General features: G+C 56.2%; 17 protein-coding genes. 7 read left to right on the plus strand and 10 right to left on the minus strand.

All coding sequences use genetic code 11. The features are described from left to right. Positions 1-9 precede the first annotated feature (9 nt). The 3 genes from JNB88_RS13875 to JNB88_RS13885 all read left to right on the plus strand — a co-directional run bounded on the left by JNB88_RS13875 (position 10) and on the right by JNB88_RS13885 (position 2,574). Positions 10-621, plus strand: coding sequence for a TraH family protein (locus JNB88_RS13875; RefSeq protein ID WP_220355949.1), 612 nt, complete (start codon positions 10-12; stop codon positions 619-621). Positions 622-863: 242 nt separating this feature from the next. Further along, positions 864-1,697 (plus strand): universal stress protein, encoded by an 834-nt coding sequence (locus JNB88_RS13880; RefSeq protein WP_220355950.1) that lies wholly within the window; start codon positions 864-866, stop codon positions 1,695-1,697. 64 nt (positions 1,698-1,761) lie between these two features. Continuing rightward, the gene (locus JNB88_RS13885; RefSeq protein ID WP_220355951.1) at positions 1,762-2,574 is read left to right on the plus strand and encodes a universal stress protein; all 813 of its coding nucleotides are present in this window, start codon (positions 1,762-1,764) and stop codon (positions 2,572-2,574) included. Here the strand turns inward: JNB88_RS13885 and JNB88_RS13890 are convergent. Continuing rightward, entirely contained in the window at positions 2,571-4,433 is a 1,863-nt protein-coding gene (locus tag JNB88_RS13890; RefSeq protein ID WP_220355952.1) for a heavy metal translocating P-type ATPase, read from the minus strand. The two genes, JNB88_RS13885 and JNB88_RS13890, sit on opposite strands and share 4 nt — an antisense overlap. 136 nt (positions 4,434-4,569) lie before the next feature. On the opposite strand from JNB88_RS13890, the gene JNB88_RS13895 reads away from it, so the two are divergent. Then, entirely contained in the window at positions 4,570-5,016 is a 447-nt protein-coding gene (locus tag JNB88_RS13895; RefSeq protein ID WP_220355953.1) for a hypothetical protein, read from the plus strand. On the opposite strand, the gene JNB88_RS13900 is transcribed toward JNB88_RS13895, so the two are convergent. From JNB88_RS13900 to JNB88_RS13930, 8 genes are all read right to left on the minus strand, one after another. Further along, positions 4,970-5,719 (minus strand): response regulator, encoded by a 750-nt coding sequence (locus tag JNB88_RS13900; protein ID WP_220356085.1) that lies wholly within the window; start codon positions 5,717-5,719, stop codon positions 4,970-4,972. The two genes, JNB88_RS13895 and JNB88_RS13900, sit on opposite strands and share 47 nt — an antisense overlap. Before the next feature lie 188 nt (positions 5,720-5,907). Then, positions 5,908-7,809: a hybrid sensor histidine kinase/response regulator gene (locus JNB88_RS13905; protein WP_220355954.1), complete on the minus strand. Its 1,902-nt coding sequence runs from the start codon at positions 7,807-7,809 to the stop codon at positions 5,908-5,910. Positions 7,810-7,821: 12 nt separating this feature from the next. Then, positions 7,822-8,556, minus strand: coding sequence for a Crp/Fnr family transcriptional regulator (locus JNB88_RS13910; RefSeq protein ID WP_220355955.1), 735 nt, complete (start codon positions 8,554-8,556; stop codon positions 7,822-7,824). Between the two features lie 782 nt (positions 8,557-9,338). Then, positions 9,339-9,797 carry a pyridoxamine 5'-phosphate oxidase family protein gene (locus tag JNB88_RS13915; protein WP_220355956.1) on the minus strand — a complete coding sequence of 153 codons (459 nt, stop codon included), beginning with the start codon at positions 9,795-9,797 and terminating at the stop codon, positions 9,339-9,341. Between the two features lie 19 nt (positions 9,798-9,816). Beyond that, positions 9,817-10,062, minus strand: a complete 246-nt coding sequence (locus JNB88_RS13920) for a hypothetical protein (protein WP_220355957.1) — start codon at positions 10,060-10,062, stop codon at positions 9,817-9,819. Continuing rightward, positions 10,055-10,705 (minus strand): BON domain-containing protein, encoded by a 651-nt coding sequence (locus JNB88_RS13925; RefSeq protein ID WP_220355958.1) that lies wholly within the window; start codon positions 10,703-10,705, stop codon positions 10,055-10,057. Before JNB88_RS13925 ends, JNB88_RS13920 begins: the two co-directional genes overlap by 8 nt. Before the next feature lie 254 nt (positions 10,706-10,959). Then, entirely contained in the window at positions 10,960-11,412 is a 453-nt protein-coding gene (locus JNB88_RS33600) for a DUF6691 family protein (RefSeq protein WP_223217189.1), read from the minus strand. Next, complete coding sequence (locus tag JNB88_RS13930) at positions 11,412-11,840, minus strand: YeeE/YedE family protein (RefSeq protein WP_220355959.1); 429 nt, start codon at positions 11,838-11,840, stop codon at positions 11,412-11,414. The genes JNB88_RS33600 and JNB88_RS13930 overlap by 1 nt, the downstream gene beginning before the upstream one ends. 209 nt (positions 11,841-12,049) lie before the next feature. On the opposite strand from JNB88_RS13930, the gene JNB88_RS13935 reads away from it, so the two are divergent. From JNB88_RS13935 to JNB88_RS13945, 3 genes are all read left to right on the plus strand, one after another. Further along, complete coding sequence (locus JNB88_RS13935; RefSeq protein WP_220355960.1) at positions 12,050-12,571, plus strand: Hsp20/alpha crystallin family protein; 522 nt, start codon at positions 12,050-12,052, stop codon at positions 12,569-12,571. Positions 12,572-13,037: 466 nt separating this feature from the next. Further along, positions 13,038-13,349, plus strand: a complete 312-nt coding sequence (locus JNB88_RS13940) for a DUF5335 family protein (protein WP_220355961.1) — start codon at positions 13,038-13,040, stop codon at positions 13,347-13,349. 423 nt (positions 13,350-13,772) lie between these two features. After that, complete coding sequence (locus tag JNB88_RS13945) at positions 13,773-14,711, plus strand: ABC transporter ATP-binding protein (protein WP_220356086.1); 939 nt, start codon at positions 13,773-13,775, stop codon at positions 14,709-14,711. 7 nt (positions 14,712-14,718) lie between these two features. Here JNB88_RS13945 and JNB88_RS13950 read toward each other — a convergent pair whose 3' ends face one another. Further along, positions 14,719-15,102: a hypothetical protein gene (locus JNB88_RS13950; protein ID WP_220355962.1), complete on the minus strand. Its 384-nt coding sequence runs from the start codon at positions 15,100-15,102 to the stop codon at positions 14,719-14,721. Positions 15,103-15,109: the final 7 nt, after the last annotated feature.

Here is a 15,109-nt window from a genome sequence, read left to right on the forward strand (position 1 = left end):
ACAGACGTTATGCTTGATGTTGCATTTATCAAAGAATGTGCCGACCCGTCACTGAAGCCTGCTGTCGTGGAACAGTTCGTCTCCGCAGTCGGCTCACCGAACCCGCTGGCAATCACCGTGCGATCGGGAGGGCGACTGGTCCTCATTCCGGTTGCGAAAACACCCACAGAGGCGATGAAACTCATTCGGGAAAATGTCGGGCGGGCCGTAGTTCGTGTTGGGCTGACACAGCTTCCAGCCGGCGTCAGCGTAAACGACCCTTCGGATCTGAACGAGGATCTTGTCGATCCCTGCAAGAACCTGCGTTTGGGCACAAAGTTGTTTGGCAAGGTCGTGCGCATTGTCGCAAAATGGTATGGCAATCCGAAAGGCCAGGACGCTTTCCCACAAATATTCGAGGACGCCGTCTATGCCTGGAAAACCGGTGAGTTCGATGGCCAGGATGTATTTCGGGAGGCGGACCCAGGTGAGGCAGCCGAGCAAAACCAATCAGTCGATTGGCGTGACGAGAAACCTCTGCAATCGGAAGCGCAACCGGAAATCGCGAGCGATGCGGCCAACCAAGCGGCAATTGACTCGGCCGGGATGCGGATCGACCTATCAAGGATTGGCGGCAAGTAGTGCCTCAGGTCAGACCAAGGAAGGACAAGCGCGCTTGAAGACCCCCTGTGCACCCGTCGAGGCCAAAAATTGGTGTTATAGGAGAGCGCCTTTTCCGTACATAGGGGGCTCGATCGCAACTAGGCCAAATAATGTGTCGCCCTAGGGAAATAGAATACCGCGGTAAGTACGAGTTTGATGGATGTCAAAGACATGCTTTTGGATCACGTTACGCTTCCCTTATCCAAAAGGGAGATCGTGACATGAGCATCAAAACCGTAATGTGCGTCCTGAGCGTCGATCGCTGGGACCAAGATATCAAGTCAGGCATCGAGTTCTGCGAAACCCAGGGTGCACATATGACCGCGCTCGTCATCTGTATGGGCGGTGTCCCTGCCATCGCCACTTACGAGGCGATATCCACAGCCTGGCTCGATGAACAGCGAAGGGAAATCGATCGGCTCAGAGAAGAGACCAAGGCGGTCAAGGAGGTGCTGGACAGAACGGAGCTCTCCTTTGACGTTCAGGAAATCTACACTGAGTTTGCATGGGCGGAAGAGGACATCGCCAAGCACGCGCTCTACGCCGACCTTGTGCTGGTCGGCGCACAAGCCGCTGGAAATGACGATCTTCAACGTCGGATCGTAGACGGAGCGCTTTTTGAATCCCCAACGCCGATCCTTCTAAATCCTCGCATGCAGGCAGTGACATCCTTTCCGAAGTCCATCCTGCTTGCCTGGGACTCCAGCGACGAGGCGGCTAGGGCCGCTCGACAATCGATAGAATTCCTCAAAAGCTGCGATGCCGTTCATGTCACGCTTGTTGACCCAGTAGCACGGAGCTACGAAAACGGTGAAGAGCCGGGAGCAGATATCGCCTTGTTCCTCAGCCGCCACGGCATCAGAGCGGAGGTAGACTGCGTTTCCAGCGGCGGGCGCCGCGTGGACGAGACCTTGCGCCAGCATGCCACTGACGTCGCAGCCGACTTGGTTGTCATGGGCGCTTACAATCATCCGCGGATACAGCAGCGCCTGTTCGGCGGCGTCACCCGCTCAATGCTGAAAGATAGCCGCGTCCCCCTGTTCCTATCGCGCTAACCCACATTCTTGGCCGGGCGAATGCTCGGCTGAGTTGTGCACCACTTTTCGTGAAGAGGGTACGATGAGGTTGCAGTTTCACCTACCGTTGACGACGCATCCGGAAGCGAGCTCATTCGCTATCATCGAGAACGCCATCCAATTCGCGTTGCACCAAGACGCCGATCTCGTTGCAAGCTTGTCGGCGGTGCGCCACCGTGGTCATGAAGGGATCCGGACGCATTCAGATGACGACGAGTTCCAGGCGGACCGCTTCGACCGTGACGTGGCAGCTCAACTCGTCCGACATTTGAAGGAGCGCGCCGCCCGCGTCTCGCTCAACATACGACTTGCTTCGCTGGAGGCAGAGGAAATGTCGGGGATCGTAAGACTGTCAGAATTCGCGCGAGCGTACGATGTCACGATTCTTGAAAATACGGAGCTGGCGAGACCGATCATCGAGGACCTCTTTTTCGACAGCGGCCGCCCATTGCTCCTATTGCCTCAAGAAGACTACTATGGCCGGATTGACAACGTTGCAATCTGCTGGGACGGGAGTGCCACTGCCGCAAGAGCCGTCGCTAACGCCTATCCAATGTTGCAATCTGCTACCAGGGCGACCGTTATCCACGTTCGCGACGCAGACCTGCGGAACGACGATCTTCTCAACCGTTATATCGAAACGCTGCGACATGCCGGCCTTAACGCCGCATTGAATGAGGTGCGTTGCGATGGCGACGGAACGCCGAGTGTCATCCAGGATGCCGCTCTGGAAGCTCACGCCGACCTTTTGATCGCTGGAGCGTACGGCCATTCGAGGTTTCGCGAAGCTCTCTTCGGAGGCGTGACTCGCGGCCTGCTAGCGAACCTGCGCGTTCCCACGTTGCTGTCGCACTAGCGCAAGGCACGAAGGGCATTTAGCACGACCGCTATATCTATCGCCTCCTGCAGCAAGGCGCCTTGGACCGGCGGCAGCAGGCCGGCTCCCGCGAATGCCATTGCTACCAGGGAAAGTCCGATACCTACAACGACACTCTGGATGGCAATCTCCATTGATCGGCGGCTGACTTCGACAGCCTTCACGAGGCCGATCAGACCACCTCGAAGCAGTACTACGTCGGCGGCTTCCGCCGCAGCGGCGAGGTTTCCTCGCACGACGGCCAGTCCGACATCCGCGGCAGCGAGCGCAGGCGCGTCATTTACACCGTCACCGACCATTAACACTTGGCCACCTCTCGCCTTTTCCTTTTGAACGACGTTGACCTTGTCTGCAGCGCCTAAGTCCGCCTCGACGTCATCGATACGAAGGCGACTGGCGATCGTCTTGGCGACGGCCATGCGGTCGCCGCTAGCAAGCAAAATGCGTTTGACGCCAAGATCGCGGAGCCCCTCTACGGCAGCGGCAGCTTCTTCTCTCAGACTGTCCTCAAAGCGGATCGCCCCAAAGACTTGATCATCGACACACACTAGCGCAGTGGCGGAAGCGTCCACTGTAGGCAGCCCTGAAGACACACCTTGCAACCGTAAAAACGCAGGGCTCCCAACCAACACACGCCGCCGATCGACAGTTGCCACCACTCCCTCTCCAGCCACTTCGGCCGCCTGCTCTGGTCCGCTTAGTGGAAGGCAACGCTCTCGCGCTTCGCGCACTATTGCTCGACCTAAGGGATGAGCCGATGCAAGTTCTGCGGATGCGGCCAACCGGAGCAGTTCGTTGGGAGCGCCCGTGCCCGACACCGCCGCGACAGTGGGTTCGCCGATGGTCAGCGTTCCTGTCTTGTCGAAGATGACAGTATCGCATTTCGATAGCGCTTCGAGCACACCTGCCCCTTTCACGAGAACGCCCTTACGCGCTGCATTCGACATGCCCGCCACGAGCGCAACCGGGACCGCCAGAATAAGAGGACAGGGCGTCGCTACGACCAGAACCGCAAGCAGCCTTACAGGATCTCCCGATGCGGCGACGGATATCGATGCGATCGCGAGTGTCAGCACCAAAAACCAGATCCCAATTTTGTCTGCGAGCCGGTAGATCGGCGCCTTGGCGTTCCGTGCCCTTTGCACAAGCCGCAGAATGTGCGCGTACGTGCTGTCCCCGGCCGTATTTGAGACGACGAGCTCGAAGGCTTCTCCTGCGTTTGACGCACCACTCGCAATGGAGTGTCCATGCTCGAGGCGGACTGGGAGCGGCTCGCCAGTCAACGCAGACTGATCGACAAGCGCTGAACGTCCATCCACGGTTCCATCCACGGGGACGACATCGCCCCGCCGAATGAGTAGTCGGTCTCCTGGTTCGATAACCTGGATCGGTACCTCGATAAAGCCGCCGACCGACAAGCGCATTGCACTTCGGGGCACGCGCGAAAGTAGCTCAGTCATTCCGCTCTCGGCACGATGGTGCGCATAAAACTCAAGAAAATGCCCCCCGGCGTACATCACCGAAACGATCGCCCCGGCGAGATACTCTTCGAACCAAAGCGCGCTGCACATGGCAAGACCGGCAATTAGGTCAAGCCCGAAATCTCCTTTGCGAACCTTCCACGCTATCTCAGCGACCAGACCACCGAGCACCAGTACAATACTGGAGATGAAGAACGTGCTTGCAACGTTGTATCCCCCCAATACCGCCAGGAACAAACCGATCAAAAGGAAACCAAGGGCAGAGCCAAAAAGGACGACGGGCCAATGCCGCTTTACGGCATCGACCAGCGAAAGTCTGGCCTCGGATCGGGCCGATACTGCATCTATAGATTGCATACCTGACCTCCACTACCCGCTTTCTTGAGGGATGACATTGACAGAAGCGTCCCAGGTTTCATTGATCTATGACAATGACAGGGCACTCTCGTAGCGCGACAAAGGCGCCCCTGGCAGTCAAACCGAGGAAGAGGCCATGCATTGCGATTATGTTGTCGGCGAATTGGCAAGCAATCAACGACAAGCCGCCTATGCGTTGGTCTGTAGCGTCGCACCCACCTTTGCGGAAAGCGACTGGGATGCCCTCTTCGACAGCGCACGAAAGTGGAATTGCACAGGCGCGAGCGATCTTGCGGGTCGCGTCAGGGGGTTAGCGGTGTTCAGGTTCCTTATGCACCCGGATGCAGGTTTCCTGATGGACGTTCCGATCTTTATCGCCCTGAGCTCTGCCAATCATCAGGCGGTGGCCGAAGCGTTGTTTTCCCGGCTGTCGGGATACGCGGCCGCTTGCCGTTTTATGCGCGTCTGGAGCAACCTGCCAGGCAGCCTTGAACAACTGGAGGATATCCATCTATTCCGGCGGTGGGATCATGGGCTCATCTACCCGATACTTCCTGGGATTGCAGGTTCGGCTTTGCAGTGAAAACGTAGCCCACCGAGCGCACCGACTTTATAAGTATCGGATGGGTGGGATCGACCTCCATCTTGCGCCTCAGGCGCGAGATCTGGGTATCTATCGACCTATCGAATACATCTCGTCCACGGTGTCGAGTGAGATCCATCAACATATCCCGCGTCAACACACGGCCCGCGTTTCTAACCAGCGCATCAAGCATGTCGAACTCGCCAGTCGAGAGCTCGACCTCCTCGTTATGTGGATTCACAAGCTTGCGTTTTCCTCGATCAAATCTCCAGCCGTCGAAGACGACTACGTCGTCCATCTCAGGCGGCCGCACTTTACCGCTCTGGTAGCGGCGGAGGATCGACTTGAGTCGCGCATGGACCTCGCGAAGGTGGAATGGTTTGACGACGTAGTCGTCGGCACCGACTTCCAGGCCCACAACGCAGTCCACGACGTCCTCCCGCCCTGTAAGGATCATTATCGGTATGTTCGAGGTAGTTCGTATCTCCCGTGCCAGATCTATGCCGTCCTGGTCGGGGAGCACCAGGTCAAGCAATATGATATCGAAAGCCCTTCCGCTAAGCGATATTTTCATTTCCTTGCCATTTGCGACGCACGTGACGTTATAGCCTTCCTGTTCAAAGTAGCGCTGCAGCATCTGGCGGACGCGCGGGTCATCGTCGACGACAAGAATTCGCGTTGCTGCGGGGGAGCCCAAGCTCATGTCGGCACCACTCGTGAGAAATACGATAGAGAAACCTGAAAGTCTGAACCAAACGCAGAATACGTCCCGGACCACGGCGGTCAACCGGGCTCGTGGGCCTCTATCGGCACAACGTGCCACTCGCACCCTACTTTATCACGGGCAATCGAGCGATGCTTATCTTTGCTCCGAGATATCATGTTGACGCTTCAATCAAGAAGCTGCCGCAGCCGGATTTCGAGCTCGTGAGCTGTATATGGCTTTCTCAACCAATTGACAGTTGGAATTGCACGGTTTGCTATGCTTGGTTCGGTATAACCCGACGTGTACAGCACCTTGAGGCCGGGCCTCAACAGCAAGGAACTCCTTGCCAATTCGTCGCCGGTCATGCCACCGGGCATTATGATATCCGTGAACAGGAGATCTATCGGTTCTCCGCTCGATAACATTTCCAGCGCCCCTGCCGCGTCTGAGGCCTCGAACACACAATAGCCCGCGTTGGTCAGCCTCGCTACCACCACTCGCCTCACACGATCGTCATCCTCCACGACTAGGATGCGTTCGGTGCCACGACTAAGCGCCTTGATCGCCCCCCGACGGCTCTCGCTGCCCACCTCGGCCACGGAGGGAAGATAGATCCGGATCGTCGTTCCCTTGCCCTCCTCGCTATATAACTGAATGTGGCCGCCGATCTGCTTGACGAAACCATACACCATACTGAGACCAAGGCCCGTACCCGCTCCGACACCCTTGGTCGTAAAGAACGGCTCGAAGGCCCGCGCCTTCACCTCTTCTGACATCCCCTTACCCGTGTCAGTCACCGAGATGAGCACATAGTCGCCCGGAAGCAACTCTGGATACATCTGGGCATAGTCTCTGTCGAGAGACACACGCGAGATGTCGAGCGTCAAGCTTCCGCCCGCCGGCATGGCGTCGCGAGCATTCAAAGCAAGATTAAGCAGCGCATTCTGAAGCAGGGTCTTGTCTACGAGCGCGATGTGATTGCTGCCCTTAATGGTCGTCCGAAGTTCGACGGCCTCACCCAACGACCGACGCAGTAGTTCGGAGAAGCCTGACACCAGGGAGCCGACGTCGATGCTCTCGGGCTTTAGAGGTTGGCGCCTTCCAAACGCGAGAAGCTGTCCTGTGAGCTTGGCTCCGTCATCCGTCGCCTCCATGGCTTCGTGGAGGAGCTCGAGCTGGCGGCTATCGTGGAGTAGGCCCTCTAGCATCTCGAGATTTCCGCTTATGACTGTCAGCAGGTTGTTGAAGTCGTGGGCGAGACCTCCCGTTAACTGACCGACAGCCTCCATCTTCTGTGCCTGCCGCAGCTCGTCTTCAATGCGCTGTCGGCTCGTTAGGTCGCGGATAAATCCGGTGAATATTCGGCTATCATCCCACTGGGTCTCTCCGACCGATAATTCTATCGGAAAAATCGCACCATCCTTCTTACGACCCTTCACGACGCGTCCAAAGCCGATGATTTTTGCCTTGCCCGTGCGCACGTACTCGGCAAGGTATCTGTCGTGCTCCTCGCGATACGGTGACGGCATCAGCATTCGGACATTGCGGCCTATCACCTCCCGCGACGAATATCCGAACAACTTTTCAGCAGCGGAGCTGAAAGAGATGACGTTGCCCGTTTCATCGATCACCACCATCGAATCCGGAACGGTGGCGAGAATTGACGTGAGGTGTGCTTCGCGTCCAGCGAGGTCTTCCTGAACCTTCCGCGTTTCCGTCACATCGGTGTTCGTCTGTATGACCACCGGTGTTGCAGAGGCCGCATCGAAAATGACCCAACGCGTCGCGATCGTCATCGGACGACCACTCTTGTGATGGTGAACTATGTCGCCTTCCCAAGTACGCCCGGCATATACTTCCTTACGAATATCGTCGATTGCACGCGGAAACTTTGTGCGGAGGAGTTTGTGGACCACCTTGCCCACGGCTTCGGCACGGTTCCAACCATACAAGCGCTCAGAACCATGGGTCCAATGGCTTATGATACCATCCACACTGTGAATGATGACGCTTGCGTCATCGAAAACACGGGCGATGACGTCGAGGTCCTGCGAGGGAACAGAAGGTTTCGTGACATCATCAGGCATCGCCATTACTCTCTAAAGACGAACGTGTCGCACCGTCCCATCTAGACTGTCGTCGGCCTCAGCACTTCCCTCCCCGGCTCGTTGTTGAAGCGCCGCCTTCCGGAGCACGAGTATTTCATGACGACGATCGGCCGACAGGATACCCTGTCCGGCAAGTTTTGTAATCGTGCGAGATACCGTTTCAATAGTTAGGCCCAGGTAGTGCGCTATGTCGAGGCGCGTCATCGGAAGCCAGATGACATTGGGTTCGCCGCCTTGGGAGACACTGGACTGAAGACGGGCCAAAAGGAATGCGCACAGCCGTTCCTCTGCACTCTTGCACGACAGCAGGACCATTTGATCCTGGGCTACAGCGACCTCGTCGCAAAGCTTCGATAAGAGCGCATGTCGCAAATCGGGACGAGCTATGAGCTCCTTGTCGAAAGAGACCTTCGTCAACCGTTGGAAGGCAACATTATCCAAGGCTTCAACGCTATGCAGATAGCGGTTTTGAAACGAGACGCCGACGATATCGCCACTGGACAGAAACCCTGTAATCACGCGCCGTCCGTCGTGCAATTGTCGACAGATTCGCAAATTGCCCTCGCGGACCGCGAATACATGCTCGGCTCGATCTCCCTCGAAAAAAATGTTCCTGCCCGCGCTTAAGTGCTCTATCGGGCTGCGGTCGAAAAGCCCAAGCAAGCCGCTGCAATCGCTAAGCGCGGGCGCCTCTTCAAACAGGGGCCGGACATTGGTAGCCAACATGATGCATCCCTCCTTCGATGAGGGAGATAGTAGACGATGGCAACGTCACATACCGATGCCGCTTTGGTACCGTTTGGTCGAGTTTTGTGACACTTTGTGACCGTCATTCCCGCAGGAGATCTGGAAACTTGCTAACGCGCACCCGGCCTTGTTAGCGGCGATTGCTCAACGCCCCGCGGGCGCCGGCCTTCGCATCTTCCGCTCGCGCATTTTCGACCCCTCGAGCGGCAAGCCCCATCAGCGGGAAGCCTCTGGAAGTATCGCAGTGGTTTGTGGCGCCCCCAAGGACCCTCCTCGCCCTCGAATTGCACGTCGAACAGGTAACCATTCGAGCGCATCAAACCTTGGAGAGCGGCCTCCGCGACAAACTGCCAAACAGAGTGACACCCGCAGTCATCCTTTGATTTTGTCAATGTATTAAACACCGGCACCGGAGATGTTGAAACAAACGATCTCTCGAAGTGAGGACAGCGGGATGCAACCGTCGTCGCTAACCCCATCGGATTTGAGGACACTGTCTGTCGCAGTACAAATCTGGTACCGACACTATGGAATCCCCTTGAACGCCAACGTATCCTGCCTAAATTAGTTTGCGCAGCCGCCATGGACATTTTTCGACATGGTGTTGTCTCTGTAGACCAGATCGCTCAAATGCTGATCGATCGCTTCCCACCGGAGCAACCGTCCAACAGAAAATTCGCTCACACAATTCACTAGGCATTCGTCTGAACCTTGGGGTCGCTTCACCGATCGGTGCCACATCCGCCATTGCTACGAGGTGACTAATCAGTCTGTGTAGCCTTCCGACCCGATATGTCGCTCACGTAGATTCCATAAAAGAGGTGGTTCGACGTGGGCGCAGGTGGGAGGGGATCAGGCGTGAGTGAACCTATCTCCCACCAGTTCAGCTGCTTTTCGAGCAACGACCACGCGTGGATCCGTTCCTCGTGCCAAACCTGGTCATCGGGGAATTCCTGGAATTTTCCTGTGAGCACGACACTGCGCCAACTCGATTTAGATGGGGTCTCCTCGATCTGAAGACAGACTTTCGGATTTCGACGCATCCACTCGACCTTTTTTCCCTGCATCGAAAAGCTGTATGCCACTCGTGCTTGGAACGCAAAGTAGATGGGAACGACATAAGGCTGTCCCTCGTTGCTGCATGCCAGGTGACCGTAGTGTGCGCCTCCAAGCATCTCCAAACATTCGTCCAGCTTCATAGTTCTGAGTGCCATTGACATGTCTACCCCCTCGCAGTCTTCAAAGGTGGTCCTCGACGGACCGTTGCAGATGCAAATTTCTTTGTGTGACATCGTTGCCCGCTCGGTACAGCAGGACACTAATAATGGTCATAACCAAAACAATGAGGATCAGTAACAGCGCATGATCGAGCACGAACCAGCGCAGCCATTTGTAACCGGCTTGAGCAAGCATTGTCGTCTCCCACATCAGTCCTGAACCCGTAAGAGCACGGTCGCGCGTCAAAGAGCCGATCTGCTCAACCATTGATCAAGATATTGTTGGTGACACTGACCACACCAGGGATCGACCAGGCCGCCTGTTCCGCCACGGCACGCTCACGCCAACCCGTTACTCCACCTTGCAGTGTCACGTTGCCACCTGAAACAGCGACCTCGATGTTTTCGGCTTCGACCTCTGCATTTCGTTTCAACGCAACTTCAATGCGGTTCTTGACGTCGGGTATGGATGACATCGGTTTAATGGACAGAACGTTGGTAACGCCCACGACGCCACCAAGCTTCATGACCGCCTTCTCGGCGGCCAAGCGTTGGAAATGCCACGGCACCTCTCCCGAAAGTGTTACCCAGCCTCTCTGAACCTTCACATCGATCGCTCCGTTTGGGAGGAGAGCGTCCCACTCGATGATATCCAAGGCGCGGGCGGCGATCTCGTCGTCCGCATGTCTCTTGCGGCCTGCAAAGCGGACCTCCAGCGTCTCGGCAAGCGCGCGCACGCCCTTGACACGCTTCACCGCCATCTCGGCGGCGATCTTCTCAGCATAGCTGCCGACGTGACCCGAAAGAGTAACAACCCCGTTCTCTACGGCGACACCGATATTGGCGGCGTCTACACTCGGATCAAAACCGAGTTCGTCGACGATGTTCTGACGTAGCATGAGATCGTTCATCACATTCCTCCGTTGTGGAACCTTTCAAGCAAGGGCGCTCCCGATGATCGGCCCCTTTACCCAGGGGTGCATTGCGCTTGATCAAACGAGCCCAAAAACGGTATCCTGTTGGGGCAAACAATGTGCGCGCACCCATTTTTCCAAAGGCTTCGGATGTCGCGGAGGGGCTGACGGCACTAGAAGCCCGCCAGCGCATTTGCCGGCGCTCGGAGGGGTCGACATCACCTGGGTAATATCGCCCCTCCAATCTTAAGCTATCGCCCAACCTCGCTAGGCAAAGAGCCGCTCCTTGCGCCGAGTAATGTAAGTTTGTATCCCAACATTCCTGCCAGCATTGCCGTTGCAAAAAGGACAACCTCCCACCGACCAGTCGCAAGACCTGCCAGAGCCGGCCCAGGACAAAGCCCGACAAGTCCCCAGCCCGTTCCAAACATCGCCGCCCCTAAGACAAGCCTTGCGTCGACAGAAGCGCTGGTTGGAATGTGAAATCGATCGTCGAAAACGGGTCGTGATTGGTGTCGCCTGAACCTGTAGGCCAGGGCGGACGGTACCAGAGCGGCTAACATGACAAAGGCAAGCGATGCATCCCAGCTACCGGTGACATCGAGAAACGCAAGTACCCGCTCGGGATTGACCATGTCCGATACGACCAATCCAATACCGAACAGTATCCCGCAGATTATCGAGACAATCAGTCGGGCAATCATCATAGACCTCCGACTAGATGCCGACCGACATAGACGGTCACTGCCGCGACCGTCATAAAGGTCAATGTTGCAGCGATGGAGCGCCGCGCCCCGCGAGCGAGGCCGCACACGCCGTGGCCGCTGGTACACTCAGATCCAAGCCGGGTCCCAAAGCCCACCATTAGACCGCCCGCTACAAGCAACATCGGCTGCGAAGAGATGGTTACGTCTGCCTGCCGGACAAGGACAAAGGCTGACGCTGCGCCACAGAAAATTCCTGCGAGAAATCCGACAGCCGGCAAGCTGACTTTTTCCCCTGTCAATCCGAAGGTCGATGCAGTCATTCCGGAGATCCCGGCAATTCGCCCGTTAAGAAGCAGGTAGAGCGCTGCCGAGAGTCCAATCAGAAGTCCGCCGGAAATCGGCCATATGACATTAAGGTGAGACATGCCGTTGCCTTTCGTCGCGCGTGGCTGTTGCTTTTGCCTTCAGGCACAAAGCCGGATGAAGCAGACCGATAATGACCCACTTGCAAGGGCATACTTTGATGGGGATCAAAGTACGATGTCCATAGGCATGCTTTCATGGCCTCACTCGATTTGGAACGAGCGATGTAAGTGTTCCGGCATCCGGAACCAATTGATAGAGGAGATGAGCAGTGCCAGACACATTCCCCGTCAAGACGGAGCAGAAAGCCACGCCGCCTGCAACAGGAGACTTCTGGTCGCCGTTTGATTCACTCAGGACAGAAATCGATCGGCTCTTCGATGACTTCGGCCCCGCTTCCTGGCGCCCCTTGTCCCGCCCACTTTTCGGGCGCGCCATGAGTAGAGCGAGCGGCTGGTTGGTATCTCCTGCGGTTGACATCATCGAGAAAGATGATGCTTTCGAAATCACCGCTGAGGTTCCGGGCCTAGACGAGAAGAACATTGACGTGAAGCTTGCGAACGACCTTCTGACCATAAGCGGCGAAAAATCCGAGGAGCGGGAGGAAAAGGACAAGTCCTATCACGTATCTGAACGTCACTACGGCGCCTTCCAGAGAGCTTTCCAGCTTCCGGAATACGTCGATGTGGAAAACGTGAGCGCATCCTTTGCCAAGGGCGTGTTGAAAGTCACGCTACCGAAGACTCACAATGCCAAGAGAAGTGATCGAAAGATCGAAATTACTGCCGGTTGATTGTCAGCCTCGTTATGCACAGTGCCACCGGCCAGTTGAGTACGCCTGCCCTTAGAGGGCTCGAGGGCGGGCGAATATGGAGACGGGATCGTTGGCCAGCCTAATGGTCCTCGGGATTAAAGTTTGCCCATCAGTCTCGGACACGTCTAACAGGGCGATTTGCAGGATTAAGCACCGGCTCAAAAGAGCGGCCATAGTCGCAACTTTATGGCCGCTCCCTTTACGTCCAGGAATTGCCAAGGTGGATGCAACGTGATGAGGCAAGCCGAAGCTCCGGTCGACCTCACGCCGGGCGGTTAGCTCATGGACAGCTTAATGAGCACAGCCCTCGCCTAACTGGCGTTGCCAGCACCAGTCCCCGAAGAACCCAGGAGTGGCCAATGACGCATCGTGCATCGTGAACGACAGAAGCCCTACTTCCGCAGCAGGTTGCTGCTTTGATCCGCCATTGCGAGCAAACGGTCGAATGAGTGTCAAAATCATCGCGAAGTCCGACTGGGCTAGCTACTTTTCCCGGCTCCACAAGGAGGTCGCAGGAAAGGAAATCAAGATTGAAGTCATTGGAGTAACACTTGGCGATCAAGTGCTCGTCAAATCAGCACCGTTGCTCGGCGCCGCCTATGAAGCAAAGCACGACACGCTCGAGTTTTTGGTGAAGGGGATGACGCATGTCGTTGAAAAGCCACAGAAGGTCTCGGTGCAGGAAGACAATGGAAAGATGTTCGCAATCGAAGTGGTCGATTGCGACGAAAGACACCAACTTCTGACATTTGCCTAAAGCTGCCGACGGGCCAGGAGCGATCCATATGGAGTGTTTCGAAGGGACCAGGGGACCATAACAGTTGCGTTCCCTAGGCTTGAATGCGGAGTCACCGGACTTGATTAGCGTGATCTCGAAAGAGATGTCCGAACGTCGGCGCAAGCGCGATGCTCCACTAAATCCAATTCGGGATCTTTCCGACTCCGTTGCTCAATAACCCACGCCCACTTGGCTAGACCTGGTCTATTCAGTGGAGGAGTTCGTAGCTCCTCCCCACTCATTGCGCCAACAGCCGATGGATTGCGATGTGTCAATGAACGTGACGCTTTGGTCGCGTTGAATGTCCACAGAGTGGAGGACATTTGCATGAAACGGGAAAGCACAAGGCACCAGTTACCCGTCGAAAAGACGTCGGATCTTTACCTGCGCAAGGCAGACAGCATGCCGCAGCGGCTTTCCGGCTTCATCGCTATGATGGGTCGGGGCCATCAGGCAGCGCTTGTTGTTCTCTCGGTCTTTTTATTTGCCGTCGGGATTCTTCCGCTGGAGGTGCAAAGGCGCATCGTCAACGGCGCGACGTATGGCGCCAACCTTAACACGATCCTCGGCCTGGTACTGACCTACCTGACTCTTGTTCTCAGCGAAGGAGTTATCAAGCTCATTCTAAACATCTACCGCGGCTGGATCGGGGAGCGAGCGATCCGCTGGCTTCGCATGACAGTCATCGATGCCGGAGAACGTCACTCGGAAGAGCGTGCGACCCTGGCCGAAGGCGTCGAAATGTCCATCGTTCTTGCGGAGGCCGAACCGGTGGGTGGGTTTGTCGGCACTAGCATCTCAGAGCCTATACTTCAGGCGGGCATACTCCTGGCAGTGGGCGGTTACATGATTTACCTCCAGCCGCTACTCGCCTTCGCTGTCCTTGCAGTGTTTATTCCTCAATCGATTCTGGTACCCATTCTTCAAGGTCTAATTAACCAGCGTGTGAAAACGAAGATCACGGTGATAAGACACCTTAGTGAGGAGATGGTCGACCATACTTCAGCAAATTCGCCTCGACACCAGGCCGCACGTGTCCAGCGCCTGTTTTCGACGAACATGAGTATCTACAAGCTGAAATATGCGCTCAATTTTCTGATGAACCTCATGTTTCAACTCGGCTATGCAGGAATTTTCGCACTCGGCGGCTACTATGTCATAACTGGAAGAATAGAAATCGGTACGGTGGTTGCGTTCATCGCCGGACTCAGCAAGGTCTCGGATCCGTGGGGTGCGCTTGTGGATTGGTATCGCGACCTGAGAGTAACGCAGGTCAAATACGAGCTCATCTGCGACGCGAGTACCCTCGACCTGCCCCGGTTGCCTGAAGGATCAGAGTAGGCGAGCGCTACGCGACAGTCCGAGCCGCCATGCCATTAAATACCGCGTTGGCCTCCTCACGTGCGCGATAGGCAACCTGGGAGGCTAGTTCCGAACCAATGGTCAGTAACTTGCTCGTCTCATTGGCGTAGTCGATTTTGGCGGTTCGCACGAAGTCCCCGACGACATCAAGGGCGTCGTTGCTTCCCACACTGCCAACGAGATCACCCATCAGAGCAACTTGTTGCTGCCAGCGTCGGATGACAAAGTCGATGGCTTCAGTCTGAATGCGTGCAGCCACACTAAGCGTTTGAACGTGGATGTCGATGCTCGCCTCAATGACATTCTCCACAGCGTCGAAGGTCGGCAAAGTCGCCACGTGGCGATAAACTCGATAAGCGTTCCGTGTCATACGCTTT

The sequence above is a fragment of the Rhizobium cauense genome (assembly GCF_019511525.1).
In the GTDB taxonomy this organism is placed as follows: Bacteria; Pseudomonadota; Alphaproteobacteria; order Rhizobiales; family Rhizobiaceae; genus Rhizobium; species Rhizobium cauense.

What these genes read in the sequence shown, in the direction of transcription:
- JNB88_RS13875 (WP_220355949.1), top strand. Translation starts at nt 10, where the DNA reads ATGCTTGATGTTGCATTTATCAAAGAATGTGCCGACCCGTCACTGAAG.
- JNB88_RS13880 (WP_220355950.1), top strand. Translation starts at nt 864, where the DNA reads ATGAGCATCAAAACCGTAATGTGCGTCCTGAGCGTCGATCGCTGGGAC.
- JNB88_RS13885 (WP_220355951.1), top strand. Translation starts at nt 1,762, where the DNA reads ATGAGGTTGCAGTTTCACCTACCGTTGACGACGCATCCGGAAGCGAGC.
- JNB88_RS13890 (WP_220355952.1), bottom strand. Translation starts at nt 4,433, where the DNA reads ATGCAATCTATAGATGCAGTATCGGCCCGATCCGAGGCCAGACTTTCG.
- JNB88_RS13895 (WP_220355953.1), top strand. Translation starts at nt 4,570, where the DNA reads ATGCATTGCGATTATGTTGTCGGCGAATTGGCAAGCAATCAACGACAA.
- JNB88_RS13900 (WP_220356085.1), bottom strand. Translation starts at nt 5,719, where the DNA reads ATGAGCTTGGGCTCCCCCGCAGCAACGCGAATTCTTGTCGTCGACGAT.
- JNB88_RS13905 (WP_220355954.1), bottom strand. Translation starts at nt 7,809, where the DNA reads ATGCCTGATGATGTCACGAAACCTTCTGTTCCCTCGCAGGACCTCGAC.
- JNB88_RS13910 (WP_220355955.1), bottom strand. Translation starts at nt 8,556, where the DNA reads ATGTTGGCTACCAATGTCCGGCCCCTGTTTGAAGAGGCGCCCGCGCTT.
- JNB88_RS13915 (WP_220355956.1), bottom strand. Translation starts at nt 9,797, where the DNA reads ATGTCAATGGCACTCAGAACTATGAAGCTGGACGAATGTTTGGAGATG.
- JNB88_RS13920 (WP_220355957.1), bottom strand. Translation starts at nt 10,062, where the DNA reads ATGGTTGAGCAGATCGGCTCTTTGACGCGCGACCGTGCTCTTACGGGT.
- JNB88_RS13925 (WP_220355958.1), bottom strand. Translation starts at nt 10,705, where the DNA reads ATGAACGATCTCATGCTACGTCAGAACATCGTCGACGAACTCGGTTTT.
- JNB88_RS33600 (WP_223217189.1), bottom strand. Translation starts at nt 11,412, where the DNA reads ATGATTGCCCGACTGATTGTCTCGATAATCTGCGGGATACTGTTCGGT.
- JNB88_RS13930 (WP_220355959.1), bottom strand. Translation starts at nt 11,840, where the DNA reads ATGTCTCACCTTAATGTCATATGGCCGATTTCCGGCGGACTTCTGATT.
- JNB88_RS13940 (WP_220355961.1), top strand. Translation starts at nt 13,038, where the DNA reads ATGAGTGTCAAAATCATCGCGAAGTCCGACTGGGCTAGCTACTTTTCC.
- JNB88_RS13945 (WP_220356086.1), top strand. Translation starts at nt 13,773, where the DNA reads ATGCCGCAGCGGCTTTCCGGCTTCATCGCTATGATGGGTCGGGGCCAT.
- JNB88_RS13950 (WP_220355962.1), bottom strand. Translation starts at nt 15,102, where the DNA reads ATGACACGGAACGCTTATCGAGTTTATCGCCACGTGGCGACTTTGCCG.